This is a genomic window from Pandoraea anhela (assembly GCF_902459655.1).
Taxonomy (GTDB): domain Bacteria; phylum Pseudomonadota; class Gammaproteobacteria; order Burkholderiales; family Burkholderiaceae; genus Pandoraea; species Pandoraea anhela.
Genome location: NZ_CABPSB010000004.1, coordinates 138,626 through 154,972, shown reverse-complemented (window position 1 = coordinate 154,972; position 16,347 = coordinate 138,626). Strand labels below are relative to the sequence as shown.

Below are 16,347 nucleotides of genomic sequence, written 5' to 3'. Positions count from 1 at the left end.
CATGAACCGGCCCTGAGCATTGCAGAGCAATGCGGGCATGCGACGACTCGATTCACGAATCGCTCGCATACACCGCTCGCGAAGAAGCTTGACCGCATTTCGAAAGACAGCGGCGAAGCGGCATCCATCTTAACCGAAAAAATGCCGCTCACGCCCGCCGGGTAAGCCCGCAGACGTAACAGCGTGCTTCATGAAAGTTACAGCGCGCTACAATGCGGCCCTGTCTGCGCGGTGTTTCACCGCGATTCGCGCCCCGCTCGAGACGGTATCGATCGCGCAAACGTTGCGCGATCGACGCTCGCGATTCATGGGCAAAGCGTGCGTCATGCGGTGACAGGGCGCGCATTGTGTCATCCGAGGCGATCACGCAATCGTTCGAATAACGGCGTAATTCGCGCTATTTCACGCGGTTCATGCGATGCACATTTGCGCATCGCGTCAGATCGTCTCTTGTTGTTACGCTTCGGTATGTTTGCAAATTCACGCACGGTGGCCAGTGCCCAAACCGGCCCGCACGATAAACTCGCAGAGCGCGTCGCACGTCATCGCGACGCCACCTTCCGCAAGCCGCTCGCCGCTTATAGCGCCGCAGCGTTCGACGCTGCCATCGCAGCGTGGCGCGATGCCGGCGGCGCGCCGCTGATCATCGATGCGGGGTGCGGCGTCGGGGAGAGCACACTGCGTCTCGCCACACAGTTCCCCGATCATTTCGTGATCGGCATCGATCAGTCGGAGAGCCGTATCGTACGTGGCAAAGATTGGTGGGGCGACGTATGGCCCGAGAATTTCGTATGGGTGCGCGCCGATCTCGTCGACTTCTGGCGGCAGCTTTACGACGCCGGTATTCGTCCTGTGCGCCATTACATCCTTTACCCGAATCCGTGGCCGAAGATCGGCCAGCTGGCGCGTCGCTGGCATGCGCATGCGGTGTTCCCAACGGTCGTCGCGCTGGGGGGCGTGCTGGAGTGCCGCAGCAATTGGGGTGTCTATATCGACGAATTCGCGCTGGCGGTCACGTGGCTGAGCGGCGTGCAACCCCACGTCGAGGTGTGGGCGGCGCCGGCGGGTGTCGAACCCGTTGCAGAACCCATGACGCCCTTCGAGCGCAAGTATCTGGCGTCGGGGCACGGGCTGCATCGGTGCGTGGTCACGCTGCCGCCCCGATGAAGCCCTCGATGCTCGCGCGGCAGGCCGTGCAAATCCGGTATCTCCCCGCACGATCGGCCGGGCGGCGTGCGCCCAAGGCCGAGGGTGCGCCTTGCGGTGCCGACGCGGCGATCGGTGCGATCAGTGGAAGTGCGGACGGTTCGGCTCGGCGTCTTCCGGCATTTCCGCGTGAACGACTTCGCCCACCGGGTCCGGATAGAGCGGTACACCGCAATCGTCGCAATACTCGGGGTCGAAGCGTCCCGGATGTTTGCGAATGTCGGTCACGCCGCACGCCTTGAGCAAATCGGTGACTTCGTCGAGCGCGCCGCCCTCGACTTCGCCGTTCTCGCGGCCGTACAGCGGCCACACGACACCGTAGATCACGTCATTGCTGCCGCGCTGCGTGAAGCCGATGCGGTACTCGTCGATATTCTGCTCACCGAAGCCGGCGACGACGGCGCGCAGTTCCGTGGGCGTGAGCGTGAGCACGTCTTCCAGATAACGCAATGCCGTGCGAATCGTGTGCGGACGAATGCGTTCGTCGGCTTCGCGGCAACTCGCGTAGTAGGCGTCGGGCAGCAGGCATTCGATCTCGCAGCCGGGCAGCAGCGCATTCAGATTCGGGCCACCTTGCGCGGACCATGCCTCCTGGCATTGACCGCGTTCTGCGTGGCGTGCGCCGTCTTCCTGCCAGCGGAACATCGGGGCGCCCTTGGGCACGGTCACGGCGGCGAGCAGGAAACGCGGATCGGCGAGGATCGGTGCGGTTTCCGGCAGGTCGCTGCCGGGCTGCTTCACGTCGGCGTTGCTGACGGCGGCCTGCACGAGTTGCTGCGTGACCTTCCACGATTCGCAGTGCGTGCGCGGGAGCTGGTCGATGCTGTAGAGGTAGGGCGAAATCGCCACGCGGGCCGACTCGGCCAGCACGTGGGCGTGCAGATGCGCGCGAACGGGCATCAGGGCGTCGGATTTCACCGGACCCGAGGGAATCGCGTAACGCGTCCACGCGAGAATGGGGATGGCGACGAGCAGGCCGTCCCAGACCTGATCGTCCGCCTCGGGCTCGGCGGATTCGCTTTGCGACTCGATCAGATCGGCAAGCGCACCATAGGCTTCGCTGTGGTTGGCCTGCAGATGGTCGAGGGCGGTGTCGATGGCCGGTTGGTTGCCCGTGCGCAGCACGCGCGTGAGCAACGTGTCGAGCTGGGCTTCCCAGAAGCGGTCTTCAATGCGGCTACCGGAGGCGGCCAGCGCGAGCGCGTGGCCGACCAGCTTTTCGGCGTCGGGGGTCAGTCGTTTGGCGGTGCGTGAGCGCATAGTCGTGCAAAGCAGAAACACATGAACTCACGATTGTACGGCATGCGTGGACGCGATAGATGGGACGCCCTCACCAATCGCGTCCACGCCTGTCGCCGGCCGGTCCCGCCGATTGCCGTCAGGCAAGCCCTGCGGGACCCGGCGAAGGGGGGCGGATCAGAAGTCGAAAGCCAGATTCGCCGGGGCGCAGAGCCGCGTATGGCGCGTCGTCGCGGCACTTGCGCCTTCGACGGCAGAGCGCGCCGCGCCTTCGAGCGAGAGCAGGGCGAGCTTGCGTTGCACGCCGCTGGCGTAGCCCGTGAGCGTGCCGTCGGCGCCGATGACGCGGTGACACGGCACGATGATCGTTATCGGATTCCGCCCGTTGGCGGCGCCGACGGCACGCGACTTGTTGGCGTCGCCCAGCGCGTGGGCGAGGTCGCCGTAGCTGCGTGTCTCGCCGAAAGGGATGCGGCAAAGCGCGTCCCAGACGCGTTTCTGGAAAGGCGTGCCGTCCGGGGCAAGCGCCAGTTCGAACAGACGGCGTCCCTCGTGGAAATACTCGTCGAGCTGCTGTTTGGCGGCCGTCAGCACGGCGACGCCCTCGCCGTCGCGGCGCACGTCCCCGTCTTGGGGGAAATACTTCTGTTGCGAGAAATAGACGCCGGTCAGCGCGTCGCCGTCGGCGACGAGCAACATCTGGCCCAGCGGACTCTCGTAAAACGTCTCGTAGCGGGTGACGGGCGTGATACGGGTCATGAAAACACCTCCTGCAAAGTCTCGACCTGCCGGCCTGCCGGGCCTTGTGCCGCCGCGCGCCAGATATGGAGCGCGGCGTACGCCCGCCATGGCGCCCACCGGGCGGCGCGTGCCGTCACTGCGCGCCCGTCGGAAACGCCGAGCGCCTGGCGCAGCACCAGATCGTCCACGGGCATCGCGTCGGGCGATCCGAGCGCGCGCATGGCGATGTATTGCGCCGTCCACGGCCCGATGCCCCGGATGGCGAGCAGCGACGCCATCGTCGCCTCCATCGGCGCGAGCGGATCGAGCCGCAGCCGGGCCTCGACGACGGCTTGCGCAACACCGTGAATGGCGGCGATACGGCTTCGAATGATACCGGCTTCACCGAGCGCGTCGACCGGTACGGCGAGCATTTGGGCAGCGCTTGGGAACGTGTGTGTGAGCCCGTGTACGGGGCAGGGAAGTGCCGTGCCGAAGCGCTGCGCGAGTCGTCCGAGCAGGCGTCGTGCGCCCTTGACGGTGATTTGCTGGCCGACGATGGCGCGCACGGCGATCTCGAAGCCGTCGACGGCGCCGGGCACGCGCAAGCCGGGGGTGGCGTGAGCGAGGGAGCCGAGGTGGGCGTCGATGACGTCGGGACGGGCGCCCAGATCGAACAGATGACGCAGCTTGCCCAGCACCTGCGGTACGCTGCCCGCGAGCGCAGGGGGCAGCGTGACTTGCAGGGCGTGGCGATCGGGCATCGGCGTGACGCGGCACCAGCCGACGATGATCTGGCCGTCTTGCCGCTCGATGCTCAGTGTGCGGGTGTAGACATCGCCCTCACGTCGCTCGACGCCCTCGATGGCGCGCTCGCCAAGGAAATCGAGCAAGGCGTGCCATGCGAAGGGCGGACGGTAGGCGAGCTGGAACACCAGGTCGCCGTCGGGCAGCGCGGCGATGCGGGCGTTGTGCGCGCCCGGGCGCAGCCGTCCCGGCGCGAAGCCGTAACGCGACTTGAACAGGCCGTTAAAGCGCCGGACGCTGCCGAACCCCGATGCAAGCGCGACTTCCGTCACGGGCAGGGCCGTATCGGTCAGCAGGCGTTTTGCAAGCAGCAGACGTTGCGTTTGCGCGTATTCGACGGGAGAGACGCCGAATTCCTCGGCAAAGATGCGTCGCAGGTGTCGCTCGGTGATGCCGATGCGGGCGGCGAGATCGGGCAGGGCGGCGTGGTTCAGGAACCCTTCGTCGATCATGGCGGCCGCGGCGTCGGCGAGTTCTCGGGAGGCGTCGAAGCGCGCGCCGCCGGGGGCGAGTTCGGGGCGGCATTTCAGGCAGGGTCGGTAGCCGGCCTTTTCTGCGGCGGCGGCGCTGCCGTAGAACGAGCAGTTCTCGAAGCGCGGCGTGCGAACGTTGCAGACAGGGCGGCAATAGATGCCGGTCGACGAGACGCCGACGAAGAACCAGCCGTCGAAGCGTCGGTCGCGGGCCGAGACGGCTTTGTAGCAGACTTCCGGATCGAGCGTCATGGGCAGGTGGGCCGTGCAGGGGAACATGGACGCCACTCTACGCGCGTGACGGACGTCCGGCTAGCCATTTTCGGACACGACAAGGGCGTGATGGCGCGTGGGATCACGCCGCGCCACAAAAACAAAACCCGGCACCAAGGCCGGGTTTCGCGTGCCGCCGGAGGACGAAATCCATCAACCGGCGGCACAACGACCGCGTGACGTCGTCTGCCGGACTCAGGCAGCGGCGAGCAGTTGGCGCAGCACGAACGGCAGAATCCCGCCGTGCTTGTAGTAATCCACTTCGATCGGCGTATCGATACGCAGCAGGACCTGCACTTTCTGCGTTTCGCCGTTCTTGCGATGGATCACCAGCGTGACATCCTGTTGCGGCTTGATGTCGGCCGTCAGACCTTCGATGTCGTACGTTTCTTCGCCCGTGATGCCGAGCGATTCCACGCTGTCCGAGCCCTTGAATTGCAGGGGCAGCACGCCCATGCCGACGAGGTTCGAGCGGTGGATGCGTTCGAACGAACGGGTGATGACCGCCTTCACGCCCAGCAACTGCGTGCCCTTGGCCGCCCAGTCGCGCGACGAACCCGTGCCGTACTCTTCGCCGCCGAACACCACCGTCGGGGTACCTTCGCCGACATACTTCATGGCGGCGTCGTAAATCGACAGTTGTTCGCCGCTCGGCTGGTGAATCGTCAGGCCGCCTTCCACACGCGAGCCGTCGGCCTTCGCCGGGATCATGAGGTTCTTGATGCGCACGTTTGCGAACGTGCCGCGCATCATCACTTCGTGGTTGCCGCGACGCGAGCCGTAGCTGTTGAAATCGGCCTTGAGTACGCCGTTTTCGAGCAGCCACTTGCCGGCGGGCGACGTCTCCTTGATCGAGCCTGCCGGGCTGATGTGGTCGGTCGTGACCGAGTCACCGAACACGCCCAGTGCACGTGCGCCCTGAATCGGCTTGATGTCGGCGTTCGGTGCCATCGCGAAACCGTCGAAGAACGGCGGCTCGGCGATGTACGTCGACGTCGGCCAATCGTAGACCTGACCCTTCGAGCCTTTGACCTTCGCCCACAGCGGGCTCGGTTCCTTGACCGAGTCGTAGTTGGCCTTGAACACCTTGGCGTTCATGGCGAACTTCATCAGCTTGTGGATCTCTTCGCTGGTTGGCCAGATATCGCCGAGGAAGATTTCGCGGCCGCCCTTGCCCTTGCCGACCGGCTCGGTCATCAGGTCGCGCGTCACGTTGCCGGCGATGGCGTAAGCCACGACCAGCGGGGGCGAGGCCAGGAAGTTGGCGCGAATGTTCGGGTGAATCCGCGCTTCGAAGTTGCGGTTGCCCGAGAGCACGGCGGCAGCCACCATGTCGTTCTTCGTGATCGTCTCGTTCAGTTCGGCCGTCAGATCGCCGGCGTTACCGATACACGTCGTGCAGCCGTAGGCCGTCACGCCGAAGCCGAGTTTCTCGAGGTACGGCAGCAGGCCAGCGGCTTCCAGATATTCGGTCACCACGCGGCTTCCCGGGGCGAGCGATGTCTTGATGTGCGGCGCGACCGTCAGACCGGCTTCCACGGCCTTCTTCGCGAGCAGACCGGCGGCAAGCAGCACGCTCGGGTTCGACGTGTTCGTGCAAGACGTAATGGCCGCGATCAGCACGTCGCCGTTGCGCACGTCGATGCCGCCTGCCGTCTTGTACGTGGTTTCGAGCTGTTCTTTGGTGAGGTTGAAGCCGTTTTCTGCGACCGGCTTGGTGAACAGGTCCTGGAACGTGGCCTTCACGTTGCCGATTTCGATGCGGTCCTGCGGACGCTTCGGACCGGCCAGCGACGGTGCCACGGTGCCCAGATCCAGCTTGAGCGTCTTCGTGTAATCGATGCTGTCCGTCTTCGGCACGCCGAACAGGTTCTGCGCCTTGAAATACGACTCGAACGCTTTGATTTCGTCCTTGGTGCGGCCGGTGCCCTCGAAGTAATCGATGGTCTTTTCGTCGACCGGGAAAAAGCCCATCGTGGCGCCGTATTCCGGGGCCATGTTGGCGATGGTGGCACGGTCCGGCAGCGCGAGGCTCGACGTGCCTTCGCCGAAGAACTCGACGAACTTGCCGACGACCTTCTCGCGGCGCAGCATTTCCGTGATCGTCAGCACCAGATCGGTGGCGGTCACGCCTTCGCGCAGACGGCCCGTCAGTTCCACGCCGACGACATCGGGCGTGAGGAAGTACACCGGTTGACCCAGCATGCCGGCTTCGGCTTCGATGCCGCCCACGCCCCAGCCCACCACGCCGATACCATTGATCATGGTCGTGTGGCTGTCCGTGCCCACCAGGGTGTCCGGGTAGTACACGTCGTCTTTCTTGTGCACGCCGCGAGCCAGGTATTCGAGGTTGACCTGGTGAACGATGCCGTAGCCCGGCTGCACGACACCGAACGTGTCGAATGCCTGCATCCCCCACTTCATGAACTGGTAGCGCTCGTTGTTGCGCTGAAATTCCAGCTTCATGTTCAGATCGAGCGCCTTCTTCTCGCGGAAGTGATCGATCGTGACCGAGTGGTCGACCACGAGATCCACGGGCACGAGCGGTTCGATGCGCTTCGGGTTCGCGCCCTGACGCTCTGCGACGTTGCGCATGGCGGCCAGGTCGGCGAGCAGCGGCACGCCCGTGAAGTCCTGCAGCACGACGCGGGCGACGACGAACGGGATCTCGTCGGTGCGCTCGGCGTTCGGCTTCCAGTTGGCCAACTGGGCGACGTGTTCCTCGGTCACTTTCTTGCCGTCGCAATTGCGCAGCACGGACTCGAGCACGAGACGGATCGACACCGGCAGGCGGTCGACGTCCACACCCAGGGCTTTGCCCAGTTGGGGCAGCGAGTAGAACTTGCCTTTCTTGTTACCGCCGAGCTTGAACTCTTTGAGCGTTTTGTGGAGGTTGTGGGCCATGATCTTTCCTTGAGTGATACAGAAAAACAAAGCGTGTTGATGCGGTGTAGCAGGGTGGAGCGATTAGGTACGGCTTAATGCGATTCACGGGGGCGGTATGGCGCGAGCACCTGCGTGAGTGCTCGCTGCGATACCCGGACGCCGAACGTTCGGCGTATCAACATACCGACGACCGCGAATCTTGCAAAATCTACAGCAGGAAAGCGGCTGGCGCATGACGCACTCGGCGTCCACTGAGCGAAAAATCAGTTCGTGATCCTCAACAACTCGTTCGACTGGGTCGGGGCCGCCTTGTTCTGCTCCGCCATGGCCTGCGTCATGCACTCGTCAGCCAGACGGCTGCCACCGTCGCGGTGCGTGAAGAGCATCGCCTTGGCCGGGATCACGACCAGATCCATGCCGCTTGCCGCATCGTAGAAACGGTCGGCGCCGGTCGTCGTCTGCTGACGCGGCAGCTTGTAATTACGGCCTTCCCAGAACATCGTCAGGATCTGGTCGCGCTTCATGTCGCCCTTGATGAACAACTTATTGTTTTCCTTGCAACTCCAGAGTTCCGAGCCTTCGTCCGGTTGTGCGGGAGCCGCTGCCGCTGCGGCCTTCTTCTTGGCCGGCGCCTTCTTCTTCGGCGCAGCCTTCTTGGCCGTGGTCTTGTTCGCCGGTTCAGCGGCAAACGCGGTCGGCAAGACGGCAACAGAGCACAGGGCAACCAGCGCAGTCAGGCAAAGCTTCTTCATGGTGAGTCTCCAGAGGGAAAATTCCGACGTTCACAAAAGCGCAGATTATCGTACGAACTCTGCGTCGTTCGACGTCACCACACAAATTTTTTCAATTCCTTTCACGCAAGCGCCACGCGCGACGGCGGCGTAAACCGGCGTCGCGACGGATCGTGTTGCGTTGCGGAATTCGGGGTCTCGCCGGGCTCGGCGGGGCTTCCCTCGTATCGCGTAACCGAGACAGGCCGCGCAAAAAAGGGGGAAGTCGTGGGGGCGGAATGCTTGGCGAAACGAGCACAAAACGAGCGCAAAACGAAACGCGATGCGGCGGGCGGGGCCCACGGCAATACGCTCGTCGCGGACATTATGACGACGCCGGTCGTCCGGAGCGTTGCGTTGCTTGCGGCAATCAGACGCTGCATTCGCTTGGCCAAGTAATCGCTCGATGAGGCGTGAGGGCGCGGCGGGAACCGTCTGCGGCAACGGCGGTATTCGTCCGTTCGTCGCTGTTCGACTGGCGCTACGTCGTCACTCTGAATTCAAGGAACGTTGGGTGTTGCAGGGTTCGGGGAGTTGCGCCGGCACTGGGGGTAGCCGCCGGCGCATTATCGGCCCGTCGCGACGCTTTTGGCGTCGCAACGGGCCGAGTCCCCTGGGGCGATCGTGAAAGATCAGCCCAGCAGATGCGCCACGCCGGCGCGCTCTTCTTCGAGCTCGTTCAGCGTAATGTTCATCTTTTCACGCGAGTAGGCGTCGATCTCGAGGCCTTCCACGCGCTTGTACTTACCGTTTTCGCAGATCACCGGCACGCCGTAGATCACGTCTTCCGGAATGCCGTACGAGCCGTCCGACGGGATACCCATCGTGACCCACTTGCCGTTCGAGCCGAGCACCCAGTCATGGATGTGGTCGATGGCGGCGTTGGCCGCCGACGCGGCCGACGACAGGCCACGCGCTTCGATGATGGCGGCGCCGCGCTTGCCGACGGTCGGCAGGAACACGTCGTTGTTCCACACGTCGTCGTTGATCAGGGCCTTGACGCTCTGACCGTCGATCGTGGCGAAGCGGTAGTCGGCGTACATCGTCGGCGAGTGGTTGCCCCACACGGCCAGCTTTTCGATGCTGGCGACCGGCTTGCCGGTCTTGGCGGCGATTTGCGACAGGGCGCGATTGTGGTCCAGACGCAGCATCGCGGTGAAGTTTTCCTTCGGCAGGTTCGGTGCCGACTTCATGGCGATGTAGGCATTGGTGTTCGCCGGGTTGCCGACGACCAGCACCTTCACGTTGCGGCTGGCGACTTCGTCCAGGGCCTTGCCCTGCACCGTGAAGATGGCGCCGTTGGCTTCGAGCAGGTCCTTGCGCTCCATGCCCTTCGAACGGGGACGGGCGCCAACCAGCAGGGCGACGTCGGCATCTTTGAAGGCGACCTTCGGGTCGTCGGTCACGACCACGCCGGCCAGCAGCGGGAACGCGCAGTCTTCGAGCTCCATCACGACGCCCTTGACGGCGGCTTGAGCTTGCGGGAGGTCGAGCAGTTGCAGGATGACGGGCTGGTCCTTGCCGAGCATGTCGCCATTGGCGATGCGGAACAGCAGGGAGTAGCCGATTTGGCCAGCGGCGCCGGTGACGGCGACACGCATTGCGGGTTTTGCCATGAGAATCTCTCCAGACGTGTACAAATTCCTGCGAAGCTCACAATGGGCTCGCCGTCCGGGTGGCAACTTTTTCGCCAGGCTGACAGCGCCGCGTCACATGAGGCTTCTAAAATTCCTTGACCTACGGAAGCTTGCGGGCTGCGCGGGGCGTGCTGCGGTCGATCTGTGCGAAGCGCCGGGCTTTCTTATCTTTTATCTTATAAGATAGCCGTGCTGCGGCCGCAGGCCCCTGTTAGCCCGCGCCAGTGTAGGAGTCGCCACACCGAATGTCAACTCTATCTTATGTCTTATATAAGACATAGGATTATTGCTGTTATTCGATGGACGAAGGTCTTGATTTGTGGTCAAATCGCCGCCATGAATGCGAACGTTCGCGACACATCCAACACTACGCCGCCTGTCGATGCCCCGCAGCGATCGGACAGCGCGCGCGACGCCTTGCCGGGCACGCCAGCCGCTCAGGCCGTGCAGGGGGGCGCGGTCGCCGGGGCGTCGCCGACGTTCAGTCCGCTTTATCAGCAGATCAAGGGGCTCATCACCCAGAGCCTGCAAGCCGGCGAATGGAAGCCCGGCGAAATCATTCCCAGCGAAGTCGACCTGGCCTCACGCTACAAGGTGAGTCAGGGGACCGTGCGCAAGGCCATCGACGAACTGGCTGCCGAGAATCTGCTCGTGCGCCGTCAGGGGCGCGGCACGTTCGTTGCGACCCATCATGAGGACCGGGTGCAGTTCCGGTTCCTGCGTCTCGCGCCCGATTCGGGCGAACCCCATCACCCGCCCAGCCGCCTGATCGAGTGCCGCCGTATGCGTGCACCGGCGGAGATTGCGCGTCAACTGGAGTTGCGTGCGGGCGATGGCGTGATTCTGATTCGCCGCATGATGGATTTCTCGGATCGTCCCACGGTGCTGGACGAAATCTGGCTGCCGGGCTCGCTCTTTCGCGGGCTGACGGCGGAAAAACTCAACGAATACAAGGGGCCGATGTACGGCCTGTTCGAAGACGAATTCGGAACGCGCATGATTCGCGCCGTGGAAAAAGTCCGCGCCGTGGCCGCAGACGACATGACAGCGGATCTGCTCAAGGTGCCGAAGGGGTTCCCGTTGCTGAGTGTGGAGCGTGTGTCCTTCACTTACGGCGACAAGCCGGTGGAAGTCCGCCGGGGCTGGTATGTCACCACGGAACATCATTATCAGAACGAACTGAGTTGACGCATCGCGTTGATCCGGTCGATGAATCCGATTGAACAAAGATTGAGAGGGTAGGGAGACATTCCCGGGAATGCGCCGGTGTCGTGGCTGGCAAGTACCTGGGAGTCGAGGCTTGGGGACGGCGTGTCGTGCGCCGTTGGCAGGAATTTCCGGAGCATTGGAACCGGTATGGTGCAACGCACTAGAATCGGCGCTAAAATCCGGGGCTGATGTAACTACATGGGGTCTAGCATGGCTGAAGTGGTAAAAAAAGAGCGGCCAGTCTACAGGAATATCGGTATCGGACAGATTGTCTCTTACCGTCTCCCGCCGGCTGGTATCGTTTCGATTCTGCACCGTATTAGCGGTGTCATCTTGTTCCTTCTGTTGCCGTTCGCGCTTTACTTGTTCGAACAGAGCCTCACGTCGGAACTGACCTTCGACACTCTGCGAAGCGTCGCCTCCAACTGGTTTGTCAAGCTCGTCATCCTGGCGTTGTCGTGGGGCTTTTTGCACCACTTCTGTGCCGGCGTGCGCCACCTGCGCATGGACTTCAATCACGACGCAGTGAGCAAGGAAGGCGGCAAGAATTCGGCGGTGGTCGTACTGGCCGTGTCGCTGGTGCTGACGCTGGCCGTCGCCCTCAAGCTGTTCGGAGCGTTCTAAGATGACACAGAACAATATCGGTTCCAAGCGTCTCGTCGTCGGCGCCCACTACGGCCTGCGCGACTGGATTGCGCAACGCATGACCGCGGTCATCATGGCCGTGTACACCGTGATCCTGCTGGTGTGGTTCTTCACCGCCAAGGATTTCTCCTATGAAGGCTGGGCTGGCATCTTCTCGCATCAGTGGATGAAGCTGGCCACGTTCGTCACGCTGCTCGCGCTGTTCTATCACGCGTGGGTCGGTGTACGCGACATCTGGATGGACTACGTCAAGCCCGTCGGTGTCCGGTTGGCGCTGTACGCGCTGACGATCGTCTGGCTGCTGGCTTGTGCCGGCTATGCCGCGCAGATTCTGTGGAGAGTGTAAAGAATGGCTGCAATTAAAAATTCGCTGCCGCGCCGCCGCTTTGACGTTGTCATCGTGGGCGCAGGTGGTTCGGGCATGCGCGCGTCGCTGCAACTGGCCAAGGCCGGTCTGTCGGTGGCGGTGCTGTCCAAGGTGTTCCCCACCCGTTCGCATACCGTGGCCGCTCAAGGCGGCATTGGCGCTTCGCTCGGCAACATGAGCGAGGACAACTGGCATTACCACTTCTACGACACCATCAAGGGCTCCGACTGGCTCGGCGACCAGGATGCGATCGAGTTCATGTGCCGTCAGGCGCCGAACGCCGTGTACGAGCTGGAGCACTTCGGCATGCCGTTCGACCGTAACCCGGACGGCACGATTTACCAGCGCCCGTTCGGCGGTCACACGGCCAACTACGGCGAGAAGCCCGTTCAGCGCGCTTGCGCGGCTGCCGACCGTACCGGTCACGCGCTGCTGCACACGCTGTACCAGCAGAACGTCGCTGCCAAGACGCACTTCTTCGTGGAGTGGATGGCGCTCGACCTGATCCGCAACGAAGCGGGCGATGTCCTCGGCGTGTCGGCGCTGGAACTCGAAACTGGCGAAGTCTACCTGCTCGAAGGCAAGTGCACGCTGTTCGCAACCGGCGGTGCCGGCCGTGTCTACGCTGCGTCGACCAATGCGTTCATCAACACCGGTGACGGTCTGGGCATGGCTGCGCGCGCAGGCATTCCGCTCGAAGACATGGAATTCTGGCAATTCCACCCGACCGGCGTGGCCGGCGCGGGCGTGCTGATCACCGAAGGTGTGCGCGGCGAAGGCGGTATTCTGCGTAACTCGAACGGCGAGCGCTTCATGGAGCGCTATGCCCCGACGCTCAAGGATCTGGCGCCGCGTGACTTCGTGTCGCGCTCGATGGACCAGGAAATCAAGGAAGGTCGCGGTTGCGGCCCGAACGGCGACTACGTGCTGCTCGACCTCTCGCACATCGGCGCCGAGACGATCATGAAGCGTCTGCCGTCGATTCGCGAAATCGCCTTGAAGTTCGCCAACGTCGACGCGATCAAGGAACCGATCCCGGTCGTGCCGACCATCCACTACCAGATGGGCGGTATTCCGACGAACTACAACGGTCAGGTCGTCGTGCAGAAGGACGGCTCGTCGGTGCCCGTCAACGGCTTCTACGCCGTGGGCGAGTGCTCGTGCGTGTCGGTCCACGGTGCGAACCGTCTGGGCACGAACTCGCTGCTCGACCTGGTGGTGTTTGGCCGTGCGGCCGGTAATCACATCGTCGACTTCGTCAAGAACCACGGCGAACACAAGCCGCTGCCCGCCGATGCCGGCGAGAACGCACTGGCGCGTCTGGGTCGTCTGGAAGGTTCGAGCTCGGGCGAGTACGCCCAGGACATCGCCAACGACATCCGCGCGACGATGCAGAAGCACGCTGGCGTGTTCCGTACCTCGGACCTGCTCAAGGAAGGCGTGGACGAGATCAAGCAAGTGGCCGAGCGTGTGTCGCACGTCCACCTGAAGGACAAGTCGAAGGTATTCAACACGGCGCGCATGGAAGCGCTGGAAGTCGACAACCTGATCGAAGTGGCCAAGGCCACCATGATCGCAGCCGAAGCCCGCAAGGAAAGCCGCGGCGCGCACGCTCACAGCGATTATCCGGAGCGCGACGACGCCAACTGGATGCGCCATTCGCTGTTCTTCAGCGAAGGCAACCGTCTGGAATACAAGCCGGTGCAGATGAAGCCGCTGACCGTCGACTCGGTTCCGCCCAAGGCGCGGACGTTCTAAGGGATTCGCAAGATCATGAAACGCATTTTTGAAGTCTACCGCTACGATCCGGACAAGGACGCTGCACCGTACATGCAGACCTACGAGGTCGAACTCGACGGTCATGAGCGCATGCTCCTCGACGCGCTGGTCAAGCTCAAGAAGATCGACGAAGGCATCGCTTTCCGCCGCTCGTGCCGCGAAGGCGTGTGCGGTTCGGACGCGATGAACATCAACGGCAAGAACGGTCTGGCTTGCCTGACCAACATGAACGATCTGCCGAACAAGATCGTGCTCAAGCCGCTGCCGGGACTGCCCGTCATTCGCGATCTGATCGTCGACATGACGCACTTCTTCAACCAGTACCACTCGATCAAGCCGTACCTGATCAACCCCGAGCCGGCACCGGAGAAGGAGCGTCTGCAATCGCCCGAACAGCGTGATGAGCTCGATGGTCTGTACGAGTGTATTCTGTGTGCATCGTGCTCGACGTCGTGCCCGAGCTTCTGGTGGAACCCGGACAAGTTCGTGGGCCCGGCCGGTCTGCTTCAGGCGTATCGCTTCATCGCGGATAGCCGCGACACGGCGACCAACGAGCGTCTGGACAATCTGGAAGACCCGTATCGCCTGTTCCGCTGCCACACGATCATGAACTGCGTGGATGTGTGCCCGAAGGGGCTGAACCCGACGAAGGCTATCGGCAAGATCAAGGAGCTGATGGTGCGTCGCGCCGTCTGATTCTCGATCATGCCGGATACCACTCACCAGTCCGATCCGGTAAAACGTGCCCGCCTGCGCTGGCGGGCACGTCGCGGTTTGCTGGAAAACGACCTCATTCTCGAACGATTCTTCGCCAAGTACGAAGCTTCGATGACCGACGAGGATGTAGGCGCCCTCACGAAGCTGCTCGATTTGAGCGACAACGATTTGATGGATCTGCTGCTAGCGCGTAAAGAGCCCGAGGCGGATCTGGACGGGCCGGACGTGCGGCGCCTGCTGGCGCTTCTGCGTGCCGTGTAGGGGTTTTGGAATTTTTTTGAGGAAGCGATATGACTCCGTCTGATGTTAAAGCCACCCTATCTTTCTCTGACGATTCGCCCAGCGTAGAGCTGCCGATTTATCAGGGTACGATGGGCCCGGATGTGATTGACATCCGCAAGCTGTACGGCCAGACCGGCAAATTCACGTATGACCCCGGCTTTATGTCGACGGCATCGTGCAATTCGGCCATCACCTACATCGATGGCGACAAGGGCGAGCTGCTGTACCGCGGCTACCCGATCGAGCAGTTGGCCACCCACTGCGACTTCCTCGAAACCTCGTACCTGCTGCTCAAGGGCGAGCTGCCGAATGTGCAGCAAAAGAAGGAATTCGTCGAGACCGTGACCCGTCACACGATGGTTCACGAGCAGATGAACTTCTTCTTCCGTGGCTTCCGTCGCGACGCCCACCCGATGGCCGTGCTGACCGGTTCGGTCGGTGCCCTGTCGGCGTTCTACCACGACTCGCTGGACATCAATAACCCGAATCATCGCGAAGTGTCGGCGATTCGTCTGATCGCCAAGCTGCCGACGCTCGTCGCCATGGCGTACAAGTACAGCATCGGTCAGCCGTTCGTGTACCCGAGCAATGACCTGTCGTACAGCGCGAACTTCATGCGCATGATGTTCGCCAACCCGTGCGAAGAGTACAAGGTCAACGACGTGCTGGTGCGCGCGCTCGACCGTATCCTGATCCTGCACGCCGATCACGAGCAGAACGCTTCGACGTCGACCGTCCGTCTGGCCGGCTCGTCGGGCGCGAACCCGTTCGCCTGTATCGCTGCCGGTATCGCCTGTCTGTGGGGCCCGGCGCACGGTGGTGCGAACGAAGCCGCGCTGAACATGCTCGAGCAGATCGGTTCGCCGGACAAGATTCCCGAATTCATCAAGCAGGTGAAGGACAAGAACTCGGGCGTGAAGCTCATGGGCTTCGGTCATCGCGTGTACAAGAACTACGATCCGCGCGCCAAGCTCATGCGCGAGACGTGCTACGAAGTGCTCAACGAACTGGGCCTGCACGACGACCCGCTGTTCAAGCTGGCCATGCAACTCGAGAAGATTGCTCTGGAAGACGAATACTTCGTGTCGCGCAAGCTGTACCCGAACGTCGACTTCTACTCGGGCATCGTGCAGCGCGCACTGGGCATCCCGACCTCCATGTTCACCTGCATCTTCGCGCTGGCCCGTACCGTGGGCTGGATCGCGCAGTGGAACGAGATGATCGGCGAGCCGGATCAGAAGATCGGCCGTCCGCGTCAGCTGTTCATTGGCCACACGCCGCGCGAAGTCGCGCCGATCGACCAGCGCTAAGCGGCGTCGAGGCGTCCGGCGCGGCCC

14 protein-coding genes are annotated in these 16,347 nt (G+C 62.9%); 8 read left to right on the top strand and 6 right to left on the bottom strand.

Annotated features, from left to right (window positions below; genetic code table 11):
• Positions 1-468: 468 nt before the first annotated feature.
• On the top strand, positions 469-1,167 hold the full coding sequence (gene trmB / locus PAN31108_RS08005; RefSeq protein ID WP_150668347.1) for a tRNA (guanine(46)-N(7))-methyltransferase TrmB: 699 nt from the start codon (positions 469-471) through the stop codon (positions 1,165-1,167).
• A 120-nt stretch (positions 1,168-1,287) separates the two neighbouring features.
• Here the strand turns inward: trmB and PAN31108_RS08000 are convergent, their stop codons facing one another.
• The 6 genes from PAN31108_RS08000 to PAN31108_RS07975 all read right to left on the bottom strand — a co-directional run bounded on the left by PAN31108_RS08000 (position 1,288) and on the right by PAN31108_RS07975 (position 9,990).
• The gene (locus tag PAN31108_RS08000; protein WP_150668346.1) at positions 1,288-2,466 is read right to left on the bottom strand and encodes a DUF2863 family protein; all 1,179 of its coding nucleotides are present in this window, start codon (positions 2,464-2,466) and stop codon (positions 1,288-1,290) included.
• 156 nt (positions 2,467-2,622) lie between these two features.
• Complete coding sequence (locus PAN31108_RS07995) at positions 2,623-3,204, bottom strand: methylated-DNA--[protein]-cysteine S-methyltransferase (RefSeq protein WP_150668345.1); 582 nt, start codon at positions 3,202-3,204, stop codon at positions 2,623-2,625.
• Entirely contained in the window at positions 3,201-4,697 is a 1,497-nt protein-coding gene (locus PAN31108_RS07990) for a DNA-3-methyladenine glycosylase 2 family protein (RefSeq protein ID WP_150668508.1), read from the bottom strand. Before PAN31108_RS07990 ends, PAN31108_RS07995 begins: the two co-directional genes overlap by 4 nt.
• A 216-nt stretch (positions 4,698-4,913) precedes the next feature.
• Entirely contained in the window at positions 4,914-7,622 is a 2,709-nt protein-coding gene (gene acnA, locus PAN31108_RS07985; RefSeq protein ID WP_150668344.1) for an aconitate hydratase AcnA, read from the bottom strand.
• Positions 7,623-7,867: 245 nt separating this feature from the next.
• Positions 7,868-8,356 (bottom strand): hypothetical protein, encoded by a 489-nt coding sequence (locus PAN31108_RS07980; RefSeq protein WP_150668343.1) that lies wholly within the window; start codon positions 8,354-8,356, stop codon positions 7,868-7,870.
• 650 nt (positions 8,357-9,006) lie between these two features.
• On the bottom strand, positions 9,007-9,990 hold the full coding sequence (locus tag PAN31108_RS07975) for a malate dehydrogenase (RefSeq protein ID WP_150668342.1): 984 nt from the start codon (positions 9,988-9,990) through the stop codon (positions 9,007-9,009).
• Between the two features lie 357 nt (positions 9,991-10,347).
• Here PAN31108_RS07975 and PAN31108_RS07970 point away from each other — a divergent pair, with 357 nt between their 5' ends.
• The 7 genes from PAN31108_RS07970 (at position 10,348) to gltA (ending at position 16,320) form a co-directional block, all read left to right on the top strand.
• The gene (locus PAN31108_RS07970; protein WP_150668341.1) at positions 10,348-11,199 is read left to right on the top strand and encodes a GntR family transcriptional regulator; all 852 of its coding nucleotides are present in this window, start codon (positions 10,348-10,350) and stop codon (positions 11,197-11,199) included.
• Positions 11,200-11,430: 231 nt separating this feature from the next.
• Complete coding sequence (sdhC, locus tag PAN31108_RS07965) at positions 11,431-11,844, top strand: succinate dehydrogenase, cytochrome b556 subunit (protein ID WP_069345078.1); 414 nt, start codon at positions 11,431-11,433, stop codon at positions 11,842-11,844.
• Position 11,845: 1 nt separating this feature from the next.
• The gene (gene sdhD / locus PAN31108_RS07960; RefSeq protein ID WP_150668340.1) at positions 11,846-12,211 is read left to right on the top strand and encodes a succinate dehydrogenase, hydrophobic membrane anchor protein; all 366 of its coding nucleotides are present in this window, start codon (positions 11,846-11,848) and stop codon (positions 12,209-12,211) included.
• 3 nt (positions 12,212-12,214) lie between these two features.
• A complete protein-coding gene (gene sdhA / locus PAN31108_RS07955; protein ID WP_150668339.1) occupies positions 12,215-13,990 on the top strand; it encodes a succinate dehydrogenase flavoprotein subunit in 1,776 nt (591 codons plus the stop codon).
• A gap of 12 nt (positions 13,991-14,002) precedes the next feature.
• Positions 14,003-14,707, top strand: coding sequence for a succinate dehydrogenase iron-sulfur subunit (locus PAN31108_RS07950; protein ID WP_044455326.1), 705 nt, complete (start codon positions 14,003-14,005; stop codon positions 14,705-14,707).
• 9 nt (positions 14,708-14,716) lie between these two features.
• On the top strand, positions 14,717-14,989 hold the full coding sequence (locus tag PAN31108_RS07945; protein ID WP_150668338.1) for an FAD assembly factor SdhE: 273 nt from the start codon (positions 14,717-14,719) through the stop codon (positions 14,987-14,989).
• A 29-nt stretch (positions 14,990-15,018) separates the two neighbouring features.
• Entirely contained in the window at positions 15,019-16,320 is a 1,302-nt protein-coding gene (gltA, locus tag PAN31108_RS07940; protein ID WP_150668337.1) for a citrate synthase, read from the top strand.
• Positions 16,321-16,347: the final 27 nt, after the last annotated feature.